This is a genomic window from Microcoleus sp. T2B6 (assembly GCF_036700475.1).
In the GTDB taxonomy this organism is placed as follows: domain Bacteria; phylum Cyanobacteriota; class Cyanobacteriia; order Cyanobacteriales; family Microcoleaceae; genus Microcoleus.
This window is the reverse complement of sequence record NZ_JAUBOZ010000037.1, coordinates 26,743-47,680: the sequence shown is the minus strand read 5'-3', so window position 1 is coordinate 47,680 and position 20,938 is coordinate 26,743. Positions and strand designations below refer to the sequence as shown.

Annotated in this window: 13 protein-coding genes; 7 read left to right on the top strand and 6 right to left on the bottom strand. The window is 45.5% G+C overall.

Annotated features, from left to right (window positions below):
- Positions 1-450 precede the first annotated feature (450 nt).
- The 4 genes from QUA00_RS17630 (at position 451) to QUA00_RS17615 (ending at position 5,380) form a co-directional block, all read left to right on the top strand.
- Positions 451-3,891 carry a PAS domain S-box protein gene (locus tag QUA00_RS17630; protein ID WP_333410455.1) on the top strand — a complete coding sequence of 1,147 codons (3,441 nt, stop codon included), beginning with the start codon at positions 451-453 and terminating at the stop codon, positions 3,889-3,891.
- Between the two features lie 51 nt (positions 3,892-3,942).
- Positions 3,943-4,323 (top strand): response regulator, encoded by a 381-nt coding sequence (locus QUA00_RS17625; protein ID WP_333410453.1) that lies wholly within the window; start codon positions 3,943-3,945, stop codon positions 4,321-4,323.
- Positions 4,324-4,439: 116 nt separating this feature from the next.
- Entirely contained in the window at positions 4,440-4,898 is a 459-nt protein-coding gene (locus QUA00_RS17620) for a hypothetical protein (protein WP_333410451.1), read from the top strand.
- A 101-nt stretch (positions 4,899-4,999) separates the two neighbouring features.
- Entirely contained in the window at positions 5,000-5,380 is a 381-nt protein-coding gene (locus QUA00_RS17615) for a response regulator (RefSeq protein WP_333410481.1), read from the top strand.
- 403 nt (positions 5,381-5,783) lie between these two features.
- Here the strand turns inward: QUA00_RS17615 and QUA00_RS17610 are convergent, their stop codons facing one another.
- From QUA00_RS17610 to QUA00_RS17595, 4 genes are all read right to left on the bottom strand, one after another.
- Complete coding sequence (locus QUA00_RS17610) at positions 5,784-7,016, bottom strand: pentapeptide repeat-containing protein (RefSeq protein ID WP_333410450.1); 1,233 nt, start codon at positions 7,014-7,016, stop codon at positions 5,784-5,786.
- A 105-nt stretch (positions 7,017-7,121) separates the two neighbouring features.
- The gene (locus QUA00_RS17605; RefSeq protein ID WP_333410448.1) at positions 7,122-7,760 is read right to left on the bottom strand and encodes a Uma2 family endonuclease; all 639 of its coding nucleotides are present in this window, start codon (positions 7,758-7,760) and stop codon (positions 7,122-7,124) included.
- Positions 7,761-7,857: 97 nt separating this feature from the next.
- Positions 7,858-8,445, bottom strand: a complete 588-nt coding sequence (locus QUA00_RS17600; RefSeq protein WP_333410446.1) for a Uma2 family endonuclease — start codon at positions 8,443-8,445, stop codon at positions 7,858-7,860.
- A gap of 43 nt (positions 8,446-8,488) precedes the next feature.
- Entirely contained in the window at positions 8,489-9,655 is a 1,167-nt protein-coding gene (locus tag QUA00_RS17595) for a pentapeptide repeat-containing protein (RefSeq protein ID WP_333410444.1), read from the bottom strand.
- 157 nt (positions 9,656-9,812) lie between these two features.
- Between QUA00_RS17595 and QUA00_RS17590 the strand changes: the two genes are divergently transcribed.
- Positions 9,813-10,412, top strand: coding sequence for an IS607 family transposase (locus tag QUA00_RS17590; protein WP_333410442.1), 600 nt, complete (start codon positions 9,813-9,815; stop codon positions 10,410-10,412).
- A gap of 381 nt (positions 10,413-10,793) precedes the next feature.
- On the opposite strand, the gene gatB is transcribed toward QUA00_RS17590, so the two are convergent.
- Positions 10,794-12,296, bottom strand: a complete 1,503-nt coding sequence (gene gatB, locus QUA00_RS17585; RefSeq protein ID WP_333410441.1) for an Asp-tRNA(Asn)/Glu-tRNA(Gln) amidotransferase subunit GatB — start codon at positions 12,294-12,296, stop codon at positions 10,794-10,796.
- Between the two features lie 546 nt (positions 12,297-12,842).
- Here gatB and QUA00_RS17580 point away from each other — a divergent pair.
- Positions 12,843-16,118, top strand: coding sequence for a PAS domain S-box protein (locus tag QUA00_RS17580; protein ID WP_333410440.1), 3,276 nt, complete (start codon positions 12,843-12,845; stop codon positions 16,116-16,118).
- Between the two features lie 407 nt (positions 16,119-16,525).
- Positions 16,526-19,699: an EAL domain-containing protein gene (locus QUA00_RS17575; protein WP_333410438.1), complete on the top strand. Its 3,174-nt coding sequence runs from the start codon at positions 16,526-16,528 to the stop codon at positions 19,697-19,699.
- A 10-nt stretch (positions 19,700-19,709) separates the two neighbouring features.
- Here QUA00_RS17575 and QUA00_RS17570 read toward each other — a convergent pair whose 3' ends face one another.
- Positions 19,710-20,933 carry an RNA-guided endonuclease TnpB family protein gene (locus QUA00_RS17570; RefSeq protein ID WP_333410436.1) on the bottom strand — a complete coding sequence of 408 codons (1,224 nt, stop codon included), beginning with the start codon at positions 20,931-20,933 and terminating at the stop codon, positions 19,710-19,712.
- Positions 20,934-20,938: the final 5 nt, after the last annotated feature.

Genomic DNA, 20,938 nt, shown 5'->3' with positions numbered 1-20,938 from the left:
AAGCGTGTCAACTTAAGCCTGAAACCCCTCTGTATCTCTCGCGGGTAGCCCAGTCTAGATCCCCCTAAATCCCCCTTGATAAGGGGAGTAGGGGTTGACTTTGAGAACACTCTTGTCCCCCCCTCTTATTAAGGGGGGCGGTTTCATTCTCACCAAAATCAGGCTTTTGTAGGGGCGATGCCCCCGTGCCCGCCCCCACCCACAGACGATTTCACAGGCGTTTGGGACATGGGGGCAACCACAGGGGGATTGCCCCTACCAAGAATGAAACCGCCCTGCCTTAATAAGGAGGGGACAAGATTCCGATCTTTCGTCCCCCTTCTTAAGGGGGATTTAGGGGGATCGAGATATGTGCAACTTCACATTAAATTGGTATTACGCACGATGGCTAAAAACCCGGTTTCTGCCTCAATCTAAAAAATGTAATTAATTAATTAATTAAGTAGATTAATGATAGAACATACTGATGAGAATAATGGGAAATTGCAACAACAGCAACAAGAAATCCTTGCTAAAATAGCACTTTCTCTCTCCGAATTCCTCAAACTAGAAGATATTCTCGACACGACGGTAACGGAACTCAGAAACATTCTGCAATGCGATCGCGTAATTATCTTCCAATTTGCTCCCGACTGGAGCGGAAAGGTGTTGGTAGAGTCAGTTGGTTCAGAATGGACAGCAATCTTATCCACTCAGATACACGATCCTTGCGTGGGTGAAAACTATATCGAACCCTTCAAACAAGGCTTATTTACCTCTAAATCTGATATTTATACTGCCCCAATTGATACTTGTCACCGGGAATTCCTGACCACTTTTCAAGTTAGAGCTAACCTGGTTATTCCTATCCTTAAGGGAGAAGAACTTTGGGGATTATTGATTGCCCATCACTGTGCAGCACCTCGCGAATGGCAACCATCAGAAATTGAACTCATGCGACAGCTAGCAACTCAAGCTGGAATTGCCATTCAGCAAGCGGATTTATTTGAGCAAGTACAAACGGAACAGAGGGAGCGCCAACCAGCAGGAATTTCCCTACAGCAACTCCATACTGAACTCGAACAACCAGGCATAGAACGGACACGAGAACTCACTGAAGTCAACGATAGCTTGCAACACTATATCACTCAAGTTGAAGACCTATATAATAATGCTCCCTGTGGCTATCATTCCCTAGATGCAGCAGGAACAATAATTATGATTAATGATACGGAACTGAAGTGGTTAGGCTATACCCGCGATGAAATTGTGCACAAAAAGAAATTTGTTGATTTAATTACGCTGGAAAGTAAAGATATTTTTTATCACAACTTTCCCTTATTTAAAAAACAAGGATATATCAATAATTTAGAGTTTCAGATGTTGAATAAAAACGGAAAACCCATTTGGGTAAACTTAAATGCTACAGCAATTTATGATGAAGCAGGTAACTTCATGATGAGTCGTTCTAGCTTATTTGATATCACCGATCGCAAACGTACAGAAGAAGCATTCCGCCAATATGAACGCATCGTATTCAATACAACAGATGGGATTGTGTTGATGGATCGTAACTATATTTATCAAATAGTCAATCAAGCTTATTTGAATTGGTGCAACAAATCTGAAAGCGAAGTTATCGGAAATTCTGTTAGAAATATCCTGGGTGCAGACGTGTTCGATAACATGATAAAACCTCGGTTAGACAGATGTTTGACGGGCGAAAAAATTCAGTATGAAAACTGGTTTGATTCTCCCAATTTAGTCAGGCAATTTTTGAGCGTTACTTATATACCTTTACGTGATGCAGGCGAAAATATTGTAGGGGTAATCGTTAGTCTGCGCGATCTGACTAAGCTTAAACAAGCCGAACAAATGCTGGAGCTTCAGGCTGTCATTACCCGCAACATGGCCGAAGGCATTTGTTTAGTAAGAACAGATAATGCAGTTATTGTCTATGCCAATCCTAAATTTGAGCAGATGTTTGGCTATGACTCTGGCGAACTCAACGGTCAGCACGTTTCAATTCTCAACTATGGCAGCGCATCGGTGAGTCCTGAAGATACAAATCAAGCCATTCGGTCTGCCGTTTTACAAAGGGGTGAATTTAGCTATGAAGTTCATAATGTCAAGAAAGATGGGACTCCATTTTGGTGTAGTGCGACTTGCTGTGTATTCAATCATTCAGACTATGGCGATGTTCTGGTGGCAGTTCATCAAGATATCACAGTAGCGAAGCACCTCGAAGAACTTCGACAAGAGGCGGCAGTAGCCTTACTACAGAAATCCCGAAAGGAAAATTTGCTCTGGAGGATTACTCAAGGGATTCGCCAATCTTTGGATCTGAATGCCGTTCTAAATACTGCTGTTACTGAAATCAGGCAGACATTACAAACGGATCGCACTACCATTTACCGCTTTAATCCTGATTGGAGTGGTGATTTTGTCGTGGAGTCAGTTGGTGAGGATTGGGTAAAACTGATAGGAAGCGATCTCCAAAAAAATTGTGCAGATACCTATCTGCAAGAAACTCACGGCGGTCGATTCCGCAATCATGAAAATTTTGTTATTAATAATATTTACAGCGCTGAACTTCAACCCTGTCATATCGAGCTAGTTGAACAATTTCAAGCCAAAAGTTATGCAGTTTTCCCGATATTTTTGAGAGAAAATCTCTGGGGTTTGTTAGCTATCTACCAAAATAAGGCACCTCGTCAATGGCAATCATGGGAAATAGACTTACTTGAACAGATTGCCAGCCAATTGTCGATCGCCATTCAGCAATCCAAGCTCTACCGACAACTTCACCTAGAACTGCAAGAACGTAAGCAAGCCGAAGCCACGATCCGAGAAGCCGAACGACGCTGGCGATCGCTTTTGGATAACGTGCAGTTGATTGTTGTCGGACTTGATATAGGGGGAAATGTCAATTACGTTAATCCTTTCTTCTTACAAATCACAGGATATACTCACCCCGAGGTTATCGGAAAAAATTGGTTTAAAGAATTATTACCCCGTTCTATTCAACAATCGATTAAAGTTGTTTTTTCGGAAGTTTTAGCCCAGAAATATCATGTCTATTATCAAAATCCCATCTTGAAAAAATCGGGTGAAGAACGGTTCATTGCTTGGAACAATACCGTTCTGCAAGATTCAGAGGGAAAAATCATTGGAACTATCAGCATTGGGGAAGATATTACCGAACGACAAAGGCTCGAACACATTAAAGATGAGTTCATTGGCATTGTCAGCCATGAACTTCGCACTCCTTTGACAGGAATTCAAATGTCATTGGGACTAATAAAAAGTGGGGTTTATGATAAAAAACCCGAAAAATCTAGACGCATGATTGAAATTGCCCTCCTCGATACCAATCGTTTAGTGAACCTGGTTAATGATATTTTAGATTTGGAGCGCCTAGACTCCGGGCGGGCAATTGTGGAGAAAACCGTTTGCAAAGCTGCCGATTTGATGCAGCAAGCAGTAGATAGCATTCAGGCGATCGCTACTCAACAGCAGATATCATTAATCGTTACCCCCACGGATGCCGAAGTCTGGGCAACAGGAGATGCGATCGTCCAAACCTTAACAAATTTGCTCAGTAATGCGATTAAATTCTCACCTGCGGATTCCACAATTCATCTGAGTGCCGAAAACCAGACAGACTTTGTGCTGTTCCAAGTTAGCGATCGCGGACGAGGCATTCCTGCCGATAAACTAGAACTCATTTTTGGGCGATTTCAGCAAGTCGATGCCTCCGACTCCCGTGAAAAAGGAGGCACCGGTTTAGGTTTACCAATCTGTCGCAGTATAGTTGAGCAGCATGGCGGCAAAATCTGGGCGGAAAGTATCTTAGGTGAAGGCAGCACATTTTACTTTACCCTACCCTTAGCCACCATTGAAGAACCCTGAGATTAATCTGTAGCATCCATCCAAAATCCAAATTATCCAATCCAAAATCCCATGACTGACAGACAAATTCTAGTTGTTGACGATGAAGAACACCTTCGGGAACTTGTGCAGGCCTGCTTAGAAGATTTAGGCGGATGGGAAACAGTGGGGGCAGGATCGGGAGAGGAATGTTTACAAATACTGCAAATAGAACAACCCAACGCTATTTTGCTAGATGTATCTATGCCGGGAATGGATGGGTTTGCGGTGTACGAGATCCTCCAATCCCATCCCATAACCCGATCGATTCCAGTGATTCTGGTGACAGCGAAAGTTTTGCCCAGCGATCGGGCTAAATTTGCCCAAATGGCGGTAGCTGGGGTAATTGCCAAACCCATCCAACCCATCACCCTGACGGAAGAAGTAGCAGAGATTTTGGGATGGAATGAATAAATTTTACCAGTTTTGTGAAGTTTTGTAACAATAACGGAATCTTTACCAATTCCTTACCGTTGCTATTTAGTCTCCTGTTATGCAGCTAAAAGTTCTTTGCATTAGGAGGAGACTCGATGAATGCTTTTCAGGCTTTGAATGATATAAATCAGGATCTCGCAGATTCATTTTCCGGTTTGCCCACTGGTTGTCAGCAATCCACACTTTGGATTGCTCATACAGAGGAAACACCGATCGCAGGCATTAAAGTTCAAGAAAAGGATGCGACACTTATCGTTAAAGTTCACATTTCTGACATTCATCTTGTCAAATTGAATCTCCAAATCACTCCAGAAACTGTTTTAATCCAAGGTCAACCTACCGAAGTGGCTGGAGTAGAAGGTTATTTCCTTCCTAGTGGATTTCAAAGTCTCATCCCGTTGCCCCACCGCGTACATCCTGAAATCTCTGAAATTGAAATACACTCGGATGGTTTAACAATTCAGCTTGCTAAAGAATTGAGAGTTCCGCCATCCGAAGTTCGGATTCAACTCTCAACTGCAAATTTGAGCGATTGCTTAAAGATGTGTATTTGAGACCCAATTGGCAACCGAAAAATTGATTTATAATCAACCCCAATAAAATGAACACTTTGCAATTAGCTAATTATGATGGCAGTCTCCTGCCCCAAAACAAGATGATAGGGAAGCAAATTCTCATCGTTGATGACCAAGAACACCTCCGCGAACTGGTACAGTTGTGCCTGGAAGACCTCGCGGGATGGAACACCCTGGTGGCCGAATCAGGACAAGAATGTTTACAAATCCTACAAACAGAACGACCTAATGCTATTTTGCTGGATATATCAATGCCGGGAATGGATGGGTTTGCTGTGTACGAGATCCTCCAATCCGATCCGATTACTCGATCGATTCCAGTGATTCTGCTGACAGCAAGAGTTATGCCAAACGATATAGCCAACTTTGCCGAAATGGGTGTTGCTGGGGTAATTCGCAAACCATTTGAACCCACCACCCTGCCGGGAAAAGTGGCAGAGATTTTGGGATGGGATGATTGACACTCCCCGGTAGGGCAGACGCAGGATTCTTAATAATTTATCTCTAAATTCATAGAGTTGCTGCTTCAACCCAGCTTACAGCACTTGGCAACAAGAGAAAAATACACTTTCGTCGATAAAAAAGAGGTTTTTATGACAAGCTGTCCTTGCTGCACGAATCAAATGCTGCGTCACCTTCGCCACAGTCAAGTATACTGGTTTTGCCGTCAGTGTTGGCAAGAAATGCCTGTTTCCCCTCTTAAGAGCTACGGTTCATCGCCCTCTATAAATTTAGTTACAGACTTAAGGATTAAGAAGCTACTTTCTTGAGAGGCGATAGTTTTAAGGTGAAATTCCATCGCACAGGCGTGATGCCCGTGCCACAATGGAGGCGGATGAATAAAATGGATCGCGCACTTACCTACTAAACCTCTTCAAAAATCGCGCCTCGCTGCTGTAGACTTACCTGCATCTCCTCATCCATTCCTGAATTATTCCCGAATCTGGCTGACTCGACATTCGCACCACTGAAATTAGTATTTGTTAAGTTCACTTCCAGCAAATTTGCGCCGCTCAAATTGGCACCGCTGAGGTTAGCTAAAGCCAGACTTGCTTTGTGCAAATCTGCACCGCTTAAATCAGCATTTCCTAAGAAAGCCCCACTCAAATCTGCACCGCCGAATTTGGCATTTTGCAGGTTGGCGTCGCTGAAATCGGCATCGTTTAAGGTTGCGCCCCGGAAATTTGCCCGATCGAGATTTGCGCTGCTAAAATCCACTGCACTTAAAGTCGTTCCGCGCAAGCTACCACCCGCGAAATCTAGTGCGGGGTTGAGATTGGCGATTTGGGCCAACTCTACAAAGTTGTCGGTTTCAGCGGAAATAATGCGATCGACCATTTCCTGCAATTCCGATTCAGCTTCCGGCACAATTTCCACTTCGCGCGGTTCAACCGGAGGCAAATTGTAGGACAATAGCGCCCAACTGAGGGCAGGTTGGAGTTTATTTGCTTGCAGGTATATAGTCAGGATTCTTTCTAAAATCGAATGTTGATTTGGCGTGATTTCGTGCGGCCACAAACCCTCAGCATCTGTGAGATAAATATCTTCTTTAGCAACTTCAAAAGCTGCTGCCATCCGAAATTCTTTGGCAGCTAATTCTCCCAGCTTCGCACTTTTTAGCAAACCTTTTAATACTGATTTGCCCTGTTCTACTGCAAAAATCCAAGCTGGCGTTCTATCATCGCTGATTGTGGAAACGTGACAAAATATGCTCTCTGTCTCCTTAGTTTTTTCCACCTTCTCCCCGCCCTGAACTCCCCGCTGACTTTCGGTTACTAAAATTTCTGCACTGCTTTGAATGGGCAGGGTCTCTCCTATTGGCAAAAGCTTGAAAGAACCGACTAACTGACGTGATGCTACGGGTATTTCGCAGTTTTCTAGATATAGTTTGAGCGTCCCGCCTTGCAGACCAAATTTGACGCGACCACCTAGCAGGGGTTCCCAATGCTCGTTAAAATTCAGGCTCAAGTGAATGTCGAGCTGCTGGGTTTGGGGTGCAACCGATGGAACTGGAATTGCTTCTAATTGCATCCACAAGCAATCTGGGTATTTGTTGTGAGACTCTAGCGATCGCATATCGGGTAGAATTGCTGGCACTACCAGCCTGTAATTGATATTTAAATTAGTTTATGATCTCTATTTTATCACACCACCGCTTTTTTTTTTGTAAAATTGTAAATTTTGTTTAACTTCCTCCGCCCTTCATTGATTTTGCTGAATTTGGCTTTTTACCCAATTCCGAAATGCTTTTACTAATTCCAAATAGTCCATTGTTTCTGCTTGTTCCAAAAATCTGACAATCTCTAATATCGGTAAGCTGGGAAATGCTAAACTGATCTCGCTCTCAACATATTCTCCATTTTCTAATCTGTTGATTCTGAGTCGCAGTCCATTATAAATCCAAACTTCCGGCACTCCCAGATCCGCATAAACCTGCAAGGTATTTTCCGAACGGCTGGTAATATCAATTTCCACCACTAAATCCGGCGGCGGATCTTGAGTCAGGTCAATTCTTTTTTTGCCTTTAACTGCACTAATATTCTGGATGTAAAAACATTCATCAGGTTCTACACCGCTAAGTTCAGGACGTTTAAATGTGGTAGATCCAAGAGGTTCAATTCTCACCTCTAATTCTTCCGCTAAGGTTTCAACAAATCGACCCAATACTTGTTTGAAGCGTTCGTGTTCTGGAGAAGGTACCATAATTTCAAGATGGCCGCGATTATATGTCAGTCGAATTTGCCGATCGCCGATTTCGGCAAGCAAATTTTCGTAGGTTTGCCAACTGATACCCGATAGCTGGACAATTTGTTCGGGTGGGGCGAGAGTTTTAGCGGTCATAGTGCTACTTTGGTGAAGAGTTCAATCGCACTTTTGCATTATATCATCAATCCGGGCGATGGCTACGCCCCGGCCCCGGCCTACGCACTCCTCACCTTCACTCACCCATCTGCGCCGGAAATACCGCAGATAAATCGAGAGACAAATCGGGGAAACCTGGAATTACCACAACCTCATTCGGCAAAAGCACTCGTTTGACTCGATAATCGAAACCACCTCTTTGTTTTTGATAAGGTTCGCTGTGCATTTCCAGTTGAATATCTACCAAATTAAATATCCAATAATCAGAAATTCCCGATTCAGCATAGAGAGATAACTTGGTTCTCCTGTCGTATTTCAAAGTAGAATCGGAAACCTCAATTACCAGCAAAATATCAGGAGGCTCCGGGTGAGAAGATAAATAATTATCAGAACGATTGCGAGCAATAACAACATCAGGCTCTGGTTCGCTATCAGCCGACAAAATAATCGGCTCTTGACCGCGCACGATCGCTCGTTCTTCCAGCAGTGGGTACAATTCTCCTAACAGTAGCGAATTACAAACAGAGTGAAACGTACTTTTAGTCGCCTTGATAATAATTTCTCCGCGAATCAATTCAACTCGGTCATCGGGGGCGAAAAATCCCAGTTCTCCCAAACGGTGATATTCGGCGATCGAGAATCGTTTTACAGTTACGGCAGTCATAGCTTTTCTTACCCTCTACAATTACCAACCTTTCCAATTAATTCTACTCAAAAATCCCGCCCCGTGCCCTTAATTCAACCTTCAGGGCTTCCGAAATTCCCACACAACCAGAAAAGTTCGCATTTTTAACCACCGTATTTTTCAAATCAGCGCGGGTTAAATCAGCACCCTTTAAATTCGCACCACTCAAATTAACACCACTTAAATCAGCATTTTTGAAATCAGTATTTGTCAAATTTGCATTTACTAAAATCGCATTCGGTAAATAAGCACTGCTCAAATTAGCGTCGGTTAAATTTGCACCGCTCAAATTCGCCCTCGGCAGCTTTGTCCGCAAATCAGCACCGCTCAAATTGGCGCTGCTGAGTTCAGCATCCCGCAAATTAGCATTGCACAAATTAGCATCAATTAAAATAGCAGCGCTCAGCAAAGCACCGCTGAGATCGGCCAAAGTCAAATCGGCTCCCCGGAGGTTGGTTTCGCGCAAATCCGCACCGTTAAAATCAGCGTAGTGCAAGTCAAAACCGCTTAAATTAGCCCCAGCAAAATCCTCAATCGGATTCAAACCAACTGTTTCTGCAAGTTGTACAAAACTCTTATTTTTATCAATTAAAAACAGTTCCCGCACGATCGCCAATTGCTGCTGTCGGTACTCGTCGGCCTTCTCGTAATCTGCTAAATACTTGTAACCGAGCTTCAAATTCTTGAGAGCATTGCGCTCAATGCGATCGTCCTTGCTGGTGCGCGCGATCGACAACTGCTGGTGATAGCATTCGATCGCACCAGGCAAATCTCCCTTAGCATCGTAAGCTAGCGCCAAATTACCCAAAGTTTCCAACTCAGAGCGCCCGTCGCCAGTGTCCCGCGCGATCGCCAAACGCTGTTGCTGGTAATCAATAGCACCAGAAAAATCCTCAAGAGCACAGCAAGCATTGCCCAGATTTCCCAAAGCATTTGCCTCACCCCGGCGATCGCCAATTTCCCGCGCTAACACCAAATGTTGCTGGTAGCAGTCGATCGCCTGAGCATAATTTCCCAGCGCTTCGTAAGCTACGCCCATATTACCCAGCGCCGCACCCGATCGGCGCTTATCGTCCATTGAGCGATACAGCCCCAGCGCTTCCTGCCAAGAACCGAGCGCCGCCTCAAATTGACGCGCCTGATATTGCGAAATCCCCTGCTTGATTAGCTCGCTAGCTTGTTCGCTCATACTGTCAAAATTAGTTAATAACTAAAGTTGATATTAATCGACTCAAAGCGGTAATTGCTAATCGGTAATCAGTAATCGGGAATCGGTATTGTAAAACTTCATTAAGCTTATAAGCAATAGTAAGCAAGAACTGTAATATGTAGTCAGGAGGTGAAAAATGAAACTACCTGACTACGCCAAAGCAATAGGCATAAGTTACACAACTGCGTGGCGGTGGTGGAAGGCAAATAAACTACCCCATCCAGCGCGACAAACAGAAAGTGGTCTAATCATCGTGGATTACGTGCCACAAACATCATCCACCGAGGTCAAGAAGAATCGAGTCGCTATTTATAGCAGAGTTTCTTCCTCCGAAAACAAAGAAAACCTTAACCGCCAATCAGAGCGGCTTACTGAATACGCAATTGCTAACGGTTATCAAATCGTTAGAAATGTAAAAGAAATCGGCAGCGGATTGAACGATCACAGAAAGCAGTTGGAAACACTGCTACAGCAGAATGACTACGATATTCTGTTGGTTGAACACAAAGACCGCTTGGGTCGATTTGGTACAAATTACTTAGGCGTATTACTTCTTCGGTTAGGAGTCAAATTGGAAATAGTTAATCTAGCCGATAACGGGAAAGATGAGTTGATGCAAGACTTAGTAGCGATAATTACAAGCTTTGCTGCACGGCTTTACGGGCAGCGCCGTGCTACTAGAAAGACGGAAAAAATAATCGCTGAGTTGAAAGATGGAGACTGTGAATGCAACTAACAGAGAGACACATCATTAAATCGACCTCTCCCCCATCCGTATTTTCACGTCCGTGCAAAAAAAAAGACAAAAAAAGAGAGAGCTACCTAAGTAACTCCCTCTGCCATCAGGGTGCATCTACATAACACAATATAACACAACAGGGATGAGGGGTGTTACCCCCAAACGTGAAGATGTTGTAAAGAAATGTAGATCAATTATAAAGTTACGATCCCGCGAGAATGGCGAGCTCAGGAAAAACCGATCGCCCGCCGCTGTATCTGCTACACGATCCCCTTAACGCAGGGCTGTTTCATTCTCAGTAGGGGCAGTGCTACCCCTACTCCTACAAAATTCATGTTTTTGGTGAGAATGAAACAGCCCTGCCCCTTAACGACTTGCTTAGCCTGGGGCGTTAAGCTTCGCCACCAGCAGCTCATTGGTCAGTTTGGGATCGGCTCGGCCGCCCGTTTCCTTCATCACCTTGCCGACAAAAAAGCCCAGCAGCTTAGTTTTACCGGCTCGGTACTGTTCGAGCTCCTTGGGATTGGCGGCTAACACGGCATCGATCGCCCGATCGATCGCCCCAGTATCCGAAATTTGAATCAAACCCTTGCTCTCAACGAACTTCTGAGGCGAACCACCGTTTGCCAGCAACTCCGGCAAAATATCCTTAGCAATTTTGCCACTGATCGTGCCGGCCTCAATTAACCCCAGCAGTTCGGCTAAATCCTGCGGTTGGAAAGGAATTTCTGCGATCGCCAGCTTTTCATTTTTCAGATAAGCAGTAATATCGCCCATCACCCAATTGGCAGCTTGTTTAGCCACAGCACCGGCGGCGATCGATTTTTCAAAATACTCCGCCACCGCTTTGTCGTCAGTCAGCACCCGCGCGTCGTAGGGAGAAAGACCGAGCTCTGTTTCGTAGCGATTGCGCTTCATTGCCGGCAATTCCGGCAGTTGAGCTTGCCAATCCTGCAATTGCTCGGCTGAAACTTTGATCGGAGGTAAATCCGGTTCCGGGAAATACCGGTAATCGCTCGCACCTTCCTTAATCCGCATACTGAAAGTACACTGCTTGTTTTCATCCCAAAGCCGGGTTTCTTGGATGATGGTTTCGCCATTTTCCACAGCTTGAATTTGCCGCTCGATCTCGTAATCGATCGCCCGTTCGATGGCATTAAAAGAGTTCATATTTTTAATTTCCACCTTCGTGCCGAACTCTTTTTGGCCAACCGGGCGCACCGAAATATTCACGTCGCACCGGAGCGAACCTTCCTGCATATTCCCGTCGCCAACACCGATGTAGCGCACGATCCGGCGCAATTCTTGACCGTATTCGGCAGCTTCCGCGCCCGATCGCAAATCCGGTTCCGAAACAATTTCGATTAGAGGCACACCGGCGCGGTTGTAATCCACCATTGAATAAGTTGAACCGCTGAGCCGATCGCTGCCGCCGTGAACCAATTTTCCGGCATCTTCCTCCATGTGCAGGCGAGTGATCCCGATTTTTTTTCTAGTAGAATTTCCCGTCTCATCCACCAGTTCAATTTCTAGCCAACCGTTAGTAGCGATCGGCAAATCGAACTGAGAAATTTGATAATTTTTCGGCAAATCGGGATAGAAATATTGCTTGCGGTCAAACTTACTGTAAGGTGCGATGGAGCAGTTGAGAGCCAGCCCTGCTTTCACCGCATACTCCAGAACTTTTTGATTTAATACTGGCAACACTCCCGGCATTCCCATACAAATTGGGTCAATGTTAGTATTTGGGGCATTGCCAAATTCTGTAGAAGAACTGGAGAAAATTTTAGTATTCGTACTCAATTGACAATGAGTTTCGAGACCGATAATGGCTTCGTACTGAGTTTGGTTTTTTATCGAAGAGGGTGCAGCAGCAGTCATAAGCGATTTAAAAGACTGAAATAACTTTAGATTTTATTTTAGCTTTTTATTGACCAAAGTGATTGGAGAGTATTTGTAGGTAGGGGCGGTTTCATTGGTGTCAACAAGCCCCTCACACCCGCATTCGGGCTGGTTTAAACCCCTGCCGGAATCGGGAAAAGCGCCTTTCGTTTAGTAGAGACAGCGTGCGGCACACACAATGCCCTGCTACAGAGTTGCGATGCGATCGACGCCCCGATCCACGCCGATCTCCTTTCGATCGCCCTCAAACAACAAGTCTGTGCAAAAATATACTTAGGGTCAGCTCCTGCCCGCACCCTTTCCTTACCCAGGAGAGTTTTAGATCGATCCACCACAATTGCCGATCGATCTACACCCCAAATCCTTTTACTGGCAGTCTTTAATAACGCCGCTCGCCTCCAACGATCGGGCTCCACGCACAGACTAAAAATTAAAAATGTATAATTTAACAGGAAATTCTATATTTTTAATTTTTAAGCTTTAATTTTGAATTCTCAAAGTAACACTGGCCTAAGTGTCAAAACTATGCGTGAAATTCCAGTTAAAAGTGCCACACTGTTTCTCAACAGCATCACTGAGGTAGAGCCGGCGGAATCAGCCCTCGAACTCGCTTGGAACGAACTCGAAAAACAAACAGCAGAAACCATTGCTCACATTGCCAACGCGGGCTCAGCAAATACACAGGAACTCAGCGACCGCTTGGCCGAGGCAAAGCAACTCCGGCAGCAACTTCAAACTCAAATAAAAAAAGCCAACTCGCGGCGGGAATTTCATCTAGAAAACTCACCAATGGCAGTGGTAGAGTGGGACAGCGAATTTCGGGTAGTGCGGTGGTCGCCAATGGCAGAACAAATATTTGGCTGGAGTGCAGCAGAAGTAATGGGCAAATACTGGCACGAATGGTCAATAGTTCATCAAGAAGACTTCGAGCAAGTGTGCGCCGTCACAAATCAACTGTTACAAAGCAGAGAACCCCGCAATGTTTGCCACAACCGCAACTATACCAAAGATGGCTCGGTAATTTACTGCGAATGGTACAATTCTGCACTAATCGATGAATCGGGAAGATTAGTTTCTATTCTATCTTTTGCCAGAGACATAACCGATTTCCACCGCACTCAAGAAGAACTGCATCGGCGCGAACAAGCTTTCAGCACCCTAGCGGAAAATGCGACCGATATTATCGCTCGGTTCGATCGCAACCTACGCATCCTTTACATCAACCCAGCAGTAGAATCAACCACTGGAAAACCCGCCGCAAAATTGATTGGCAAAAGCAACAGAGAATCAGGAATGCCACCACACTTGTGCGACCTGTGGGACGAGACTTTTTTGAAAGTTTTTGACACCGGCAAACAAGAAACCATAGAATTTGAGTTTCCTAGTCCCGATGGCATAAAACATTACCACTGTCGAGTCATTCCCGAGTTTGCTGAAGACAATTCCGTAGAAACAGTTTTATCCATCGCCCGCGACATCACAGAACTAAAACAAGTCGAAGATCAGTTGCGACAAAGTGAATCCCAATTTAAAGCCATCGTTGATTCTAACATGATCGGTCTAATTTTTTGGGATCTTAACGGCAGCATTACAGATGCCAACGCCGCTTTTTTAAACACCGTCAACTATACGCGGGAGGAGCTGCTTGCCGGAAGAGTTAACTGGCAAGAAATGACACCGCCCGAATACGTGCGTTTAGATACAGAAAAAGTGGCAGAACTGAAGGCTAGAAATACGGTTCTTCCCTTTGAAAAAGAATTTATACGCTCCGATGGTAGCCGCGTTCCCGTGCTGCTGGGCAGCACATTTTTAGAAGGAACGAAGCAGTTAGGCGTCAGTTTTGTGCTGGACTTAAGCGAGCGCAAGCAGGCAGAATTGGAGTTGCAAAAACACCAGCAACTTTTAGAGAGTATTGTTACAACTATACCTAACTTTCTATACATTTACGATGCAGTTGACAGCAAAAATATGTATGCAAATGAATCGGTCACAGCCATGCTGGGATACACTCCCCAAGAATTGCGAGATTTGGGTAAAGACGCTGTAGCTAACTTAGTTCATCCCGATGATATTTTAAAGCTAATTACAGGTATGGAGCGACTCAAACACAGCAGGAATCCCTATGAAACGGATGACAGAGACTACAGAATCAAACACAAAAATGGGGAATGGCGCTGGGTACACGATCGCTCTAAAATTTTCAAAAGAACCCCAGACGGACAAATTTTACAATTTATCGGTTCCGTACTCGACATCAGCGATCGCAAACAAGCCGAAGAATCATTAAAACAGCAAAAAGAACTGCTGCAAACTATATTCGACAACGTGCCAGTCATGCTCGCATTCTTGGACAAAAACAGTCAAATAAACTGGGTAAACCGCCACTGGGAAGAAGTGCTAGGCTGGAGTTTGGCAGAAATCACAAACCGGGATATCTTGGCCGAATTTTATCTGCAGCCAGAAGACCGTCAATATGTTTGGGATGAAATTGAAGCAGCAAATCCGAACTGGAGCGACTTCAAGACAAAAGTTAGAGACGGGCGAATTATCGACACTTCTTGGGCCAATGTTCGTCTTTCGGACGGCAGGTGTATCAGCATTGGTCAAGATATTACCGAACGCAAACGAGTAGAAGCTGAACTTAAAGAACTCAACGAAACTTTAGAAGCTCAAGTCGCGCAGCGTACCGCAGAATTAGAAACTTTTTTTGATGCTTTGCCCGATCACATTTTTGTGGTAGAGCGCGAGAACATGTGCCTGTCTTTTGTCAACCAATCTGTGGCCAAAACTGCTGGATTAAATAGCAGAAAAGAGATGCAGGGCAAAACTATTTTTGAATGTTTCGCCCCAGAAATAGCCGCAAAATTCTCTAGGGAAAATTCGCAGGTATTTGAAACAGGGGAAACTCTGCACTTGCAGGATAAATTTGTGATATCTGGCGACACTACTTACTACGATACTTTTAAAATTCCCCTGAGAAATATCGAGGGCGAGGTTTATGCTTTAATTGGGACTTCTCGCGATATCACTGAGTTGGTAGAGACAAAACAAGCTTTGTCAGAACGGACAGAGCAATTAGAAGCTGCCAATCAAGAATTAGAATCTTTTTCTTACTCAGTTTCCCACGACTTGCGCGCACCTTTGCGACACATTTCAGGTTTTGTAGAAGCCTTGAAACAGCGGCTAGAATTAACGGAGGCTTTGAGCGATCGCAAAATAGTTCACTATATGGAAGTAATTGAAGACAGTAGCCAAAAAATGAGCCTGTTGATTGACGGTTTGCTCGCCCTGTCGCGGGTGACTCGCACCGAGTTGAGGCAAATTCCGATCGATCTGAGCCGTTTGGTACAAAATGCGATTAAATTGACTAAACCACCAACCGTCGCAGATCCGGCCCAAACTCCCCACAGCGTTGAATTTGCCGTCGGAGATTTGCCGACAGTAATGGGAGATCCAACCTTGCTGCAACAGGTGTTCAGCAACTTGATTAGCAACGCCGTCAAGTTCAGCCGCGGACGCACTCCGGCTACAATAGTTATTGAGGGTTTACCTGATGGGACGATTTTTGTCAAGGATAACGGCGTGGGTTTTCCGATGGAATATGCCGATCGCCTGTTTGGAGCCTTTCAGAGGCTGCACTCCCAGAGAGAATTTGAAGGTACGGGCATCGGTTTGGCGATCGTCCAGCGGATTATTCACCGCCACGGCGGCACTGTTTGGGCTGAAAGCCTACCTAGTCAAGGAGCCACGTTTTACTTTAAACTAGCGCAAACAATCTCAAACGGTAATATAGATTCGTAAGTTAAGTGTATAAGAGTTTTAAATTCTAAATTTAAAACTCTTATACACTTAAATAAGTCACAATCGGTGAGAGCATCAGAATTTTGGTGTGACAGCAGTGTTCACTGTTAGGCATGGAAGCGAAAGCTCTAGGCCGGGCTGTGCAAGATGTTCGTACTCCTAAAAAATGCTCTTTTAAAAATTGGGATGATCCCCAATCGGTTCGGTCAGCCCTCGACTGGCAGTGCTAAATAAAGGTCTTGCGAGTAGAGTATATAATTGATTTTGCTAAAAATAACTAAAAATATCGAGATAAAATTAACCACCAAATTCCGTCTAAATAATTACTAGCAAAAACACGAATAACCAATTGAAAACCTACCCAATACCTTATGTTAGATATAAATCAGACTAACTATCTACTAAAAATGGTAGCGGAATCAACATTAAACTTGTTGATTATCGAAGACATGGCAGAAGATATGGAATTAATAGTGCTCGCCTTAGAAGCGGGGGGGGTAAATTTTAAGTGCGAGACGGCAGAAACAGCAACAGAGTGCAGAAAACTGCTCCAGAATTGCAAGTACGATGCTGTACTCTCAGATTACCGCCTCCCCGGCTTCAACGGTTTAGAAGTGTTGAAATTAATGCAGGAATTAGGGCAAGACATACCCTTAATTTTAGTAACGGGAAGTTTGGGAGAAGAAGCTGCCGTTGAGTGCATAAAAGCCGGAATGACCGATTATGTATTAAAAGGGCGGCTGTTTAGGTTGCCAACAGTCTTAGAACGATCGCTCCAAGAATACAAAATGCGGCGCCAGCAACAAGAAGCGATCGTCCAAATTCAGCGGCAAGCTCAGCGAGAAGCGATCGTCAACCGCATCCTCCAAGCCATGCGCTTCACCCTTGTACTCGACGAAGTGCTCCAAACCACTGCAGATCAACTGCACGAAGCTCTAGACATCAGCGCCTGCGCCATCTTGCAGCCAGATGCTGAAGGCGGCATCAGAGTTCGCTACATCAGCAAAGCATCCGACAGAGAAGGGTTTGTCGGGCTAAATTGCAAAGTGGCCGAGCACTACCGATCCGGACTCGCGGCTGGGGAAACCCTGATTATCGACGAATTATCCACCCTGTGCCCGTCCCTGCAAGAATCAGCAGGGTTGGTAGGGTTTCGCTCCGTCGCGATCGCCCCGCTGCTCTACCAGCAGTCATTTTTGGGAGGAATTAGCCTCTATCAGTGCGATCGGGCGCGCTGTTGGAGCGCAGAAGAACTGTCACTACTCAAAGCCATAGCCGATCAGTGCGCGATCGCGATCCACCAAGCCGAACTCTACCAACAAGCCCAAACCGAACTTGCAGAACGCAAGCGCGCCGAAGCAGAAGTCTGCGGCATCCAGCAGCAGCTAGCCACAATGGCAGCCAACATTCCCGGCTCAGTCTACCGCACCGTGCTGCATCCAGATGGCAAAATCTCCATGCCCTACATCAGTCCGGGCGTGCGCGAGGTTACTGGGTTCGCGGCCGAAGAAGTGATTTCCCACCCGGAACTATTGACCGAAATCATCCATCCAGAGGACAAAAGCTCGTCTGACAGTGGCGTAGCAGCATCGAGAGCGAGTCTTTTGCCGTGCGATCGCCAGTACCGCATCGTTCTGAGATCTGGGGAGGTCAAGTGGGTGCAAGACAGCGCTAAATTTTCCAAAAACGAAAACGGCGACGTAATTATAGACGGAGTAGCGCTCGACATCAGCGATCGCAAACAAGCAGAATCAGCCCTGCGCCAAAGCGAACAGCGATTTCGATCGCTGATTGAAAACGCCACAGACATCACGATCATTCTCGACGCCGAAGGAATCTTCCGCTACATCAGCCCTTCGGTTAAGCGAATTTTAGGATACCCGCCCCACCAGGCGATCGGGCGCAGCGCCTTAGAAATAGTTCACCCCGACGACTGCGCCACGATCGCCGAAACCCTCCACAAAGCCATTGAAAACCCCAAAAGAAGCCAGTGCCCAGTTGAGTACCGAGTCCGACACCGCAACGGTTCCTGGTGTTATGTAGAAGCTGTAGCCACCAACTTGCTGTACGATCCCGCAGTCGAGGGAATCGTGATTAACTGTCACGACATCACTCAGCGCAAACTCGCCGAAGAACAACTGCTGCACGATGCTTTTCACGACGCCCTCACCGGATTGCCCAACCGATCGCTATTTACCGATCGGCTGGAACACGCTCTGAGGCTGGCCAAACGGCGCAAAGACTACTTGTTTGCCGTGCTGTTTCTCGATTTAGATAGATTTAAAGTAGTCAACGATTCCCTCGGCCACGCCATCGGGGATCAACTGCTAGTATCGATCGCGCGGCGTCTGGAAGCTTGTCTGAGGCCCGGAGATACAGTGGCCCGCCTCGGAGGAGACGAGTTTGTGCTGTTGCTAGAAGACATCGAGGGCATCAATGAAGCTACCACCATTGTCAACCGCCTGCAAAAGAAAATCACCTCCCCTCTCCTTCTAGACGGACACGAAGTATTTATCACCGCTAGCATCGGCATAGCTTTGAGTTCTGGCGAATACCTGGAACCGACAACCCTGCTGCGCGACGCCGACACAGCAATGTACCGCGCCAAAGAACTCGGCAGAGCCCGACACGAAGTTTTCAACAGTTCCATGCACGCCCACGCTTTGCGGCTGTTGCAGCTAGAAAACGACCTGCGGCGGGCGATCGAATCAATTAGAGACCAGGCGAAAGAAGAAGACTTGGCCCCATCCCCAGAATCAGCCTTACCTCCCTTATCCGCAGCGCCCCAGTTTATTATTCACTACCAGCCGATCGTGTCGATCGCCAATAACACAATTACCTGTTTTGAGGCCCTAGTGCGCTGGCAGCATCCAGAACGAGGCTTAGTTTCCCCCGGTGAATTCATCACCATTGCCGAAGAAACCGGCTTGATCGTACCCCTGGGCCGCTGGGTACTCCGCACAGCTTGCCACCAAATCCGCCAGTGGCAGCAGCTATTTCCCAGCAACCCCCCCTTAAGCGTTAGCGTCAACATTTCTGTCAAACAGTTTTCTCAGCCAGATTTAATCGAATACATCGACCAAGTTCTTCAAGAAACTAACCTCGACGGCAGCAGTTTAAAACTAGAAATTACCGAAAGCGTACTCATAGAAAATTCCGAATCAGTAACAGCAATGCTGGTGCAGCTCAGAACCAGAAACATACACTTGTGCATTGACGACTTCGGCACCGGCTATTCCTCGCTCTCCTACCTGCACCGATTCCCCACCAATACCTTAAAAATAGACCGCTCTTTTGTTAGCAGGATGGGAGGTGAGTTCGATTTCAGTAAAGGAGGGATTGACCCGACAGAAATTGTGCGGTCGATCGTTACTTTGTCGCACAATTTAGGCATGGATGTAGTAGCCGAAGGAGTCGAAGAAGCTTCGCAACTATCTATACTAAAAGGGTTAAAATGTGAGTATGCCCAGGGATTCTTTTTCTCAAAGGCAGTAGACTCTCAAACAGCAGCAGCCCTAATCCGACAGCAAGCAGAAAATCAGAATTTGCTGACATTTAGTTTGTTAGAGAAAGGCCAGTGAACTACCCACACTAAATCGAAACGATTATAGTGTGGGCTTCTAACATCACAGAGGAATGCCTCAGAACAGACTTGCGTCCAATCTTTGGTCTTACTTCCCCTCCGTTAGCAAAAACGGCTGTTCCATCCGTCTGTAGTATCCTGATGCCTTCGGATCTAATGTTTGTTGCGGCGTTACCATCACGGTCATGACGAGTACCGCAATTAGGACAAGTCCACTCCCTAATATCAAGCGGTAACTTATCAATCTGGTAATAGCAATTAGAGCAGAGCTTGGAGCTGGGGAACCAGCGGTCAATTTCAACCAACTTGCCACCTTTTTTCTCTAGCTTGTAAGCTAGGAAATTGATAAAGGTTCCCCATCCCACATCAGATATGGCTTTAGCTAAATTGTGATTGCGTACCATGCCTTTGACATTAAGATTCTCTACTACGACAACTTGGTTTTCATTGACGAGCTTTCTCGAAAGCTTATGTAGAAAATCCTGACGGGATTTACTTACCCGTTCGTACACTTTAGCTACCGTCTTTTTAGCTTGGTTCCTTGAATTACTTCCTTTCTGTTTTTTAGCTAGCTTTTGTTGCTTGCGTTTGAGGTTTTTCTCGTGTTTGGCTAGATGCTTAGGGTTATCATACTTAGAGACTTTGCAGCCATTGCTCGTAATAGCAAAATGAGTCAATCCCAAGTCAATTCCAATTACTTTGCCGACCGTTGAAACAGTCGGATTGTCGCCTTCACTCTCCGTCAATATTGAGGCAAAGTATTTCCCAGAAGGATTTAAACTAACCGTTACGGTTTTGATTGTTCCTTCTATGTTCCTGTGCAACTTGGCTTTAACTTTGCCGACCTTGCCCGGAAACTGAATAAACCCATCAAGTACCTTGACATTTTGAGGATACTGAATCGATTGCTTACCATGCTTTGACTTGTAGCGCGGGAACCTACCACGACCTGCAAAAAAGTTTTTATAGGCGGTTGTGAGGTTGAGCGTTGTTGCTTGCAAAACTTGGCTGTAACATTCAGACAACCAAAGTGTTTCTTCGGTTTTCTTGAGTTTTGGTAAAAAGGCATTGAGTGCTGACTGACCAAGGCTTTTACCCGTTTCTTTATAAGTCTCAATTGACTTATTTAGACCATAGTTCCACCACCATCTGGCACAGCCAAAGTGCCCAGACAGTAGGGCTTGTTGCTCTAATGTTGGATAAAGTCGAACCTTGATAGCAGTATGCAGCATCTCAT

Coding starts and splice junctions, on each gene's coding strand:
- QUA00_RS17630 (WP_333410455.1), top strand. CDS start 451: ATGATAGAACATACTGATGAGAATAATGGGAAATTGCAACAACAGCAA.
- QUA00_RS17625 (WP_333410453.1), top strand. CDS start 3,943: ATGACTGACAGACAAATTCTAGTTGTTGACGATGAAGAACACCTTCGG.
- QUA00_RS17620 (WP_333410451.1), top strand. CDS start 4,440: ATGAATGCTTTTCAGGCTTTGAATGATATAAATCAGGATCTCGCAGAT.
- QUA00_RS17615 (WP_333410481.1), top strand. CDS start 5,000: ATGATAGGGAAGCAAATTCTCATCGTTGATGACCAAGAACACCTCCGC.
- QUA00_RS17605 (WP_333410448.1), bottom strand. CDS start 7,760: ATGACCGCTAAAACTCTCGCCCCACCCGAACAAATTGTCCAGCTATCG.
- QUA00_RS17600 (WP_333410446.1), bottom strand. CDS start 8,445: ATGACTGCCGTAACTGTAAAACGATTCTCGATCGCCGAATATCACCGT.
- QUA00_RS17595 (WP_333410444.1), bottom strand. CDS start 9,655: ATGAGCGAACAAGCTAGCGAGCTAATCAAGCAGGGGATTTCGCAATAT.
- QUA00_RS17590 (WP_333410442.1), top strand. CDS start 9,813: ATGAAACTACCTGACTACGCCAAAGCAATAGGCATAAGTTACACAACT.
- gatB (WP_333410441.1), bottom strand. CDS start 12,296: ATGACTGCTGCTGCACCCTCTTCGATAAAAAACCAAACTCAGTACGAA.
- QUA00_RS17580 (WP_333410440.1), top strand. CDS start 12,843: ATGCGTGAAATTCCAGTTAAAAGTGCCACACTGTTTCTCAACAGCATC.
- QUA00_RS17575 (WP_333410438.1), top strand. CDS start 16,526: ATGGTAGCGGAATCAACATTAAACTTGTTGATTATCGAAGACATGGCA.
- QUA00_RS17570 (WP_333410436.1), bottom strand. CDS start 20,933: ATGCTGCATACTGCTATCAAGGTTCGACTTTATCCAACATTAGAGCAA.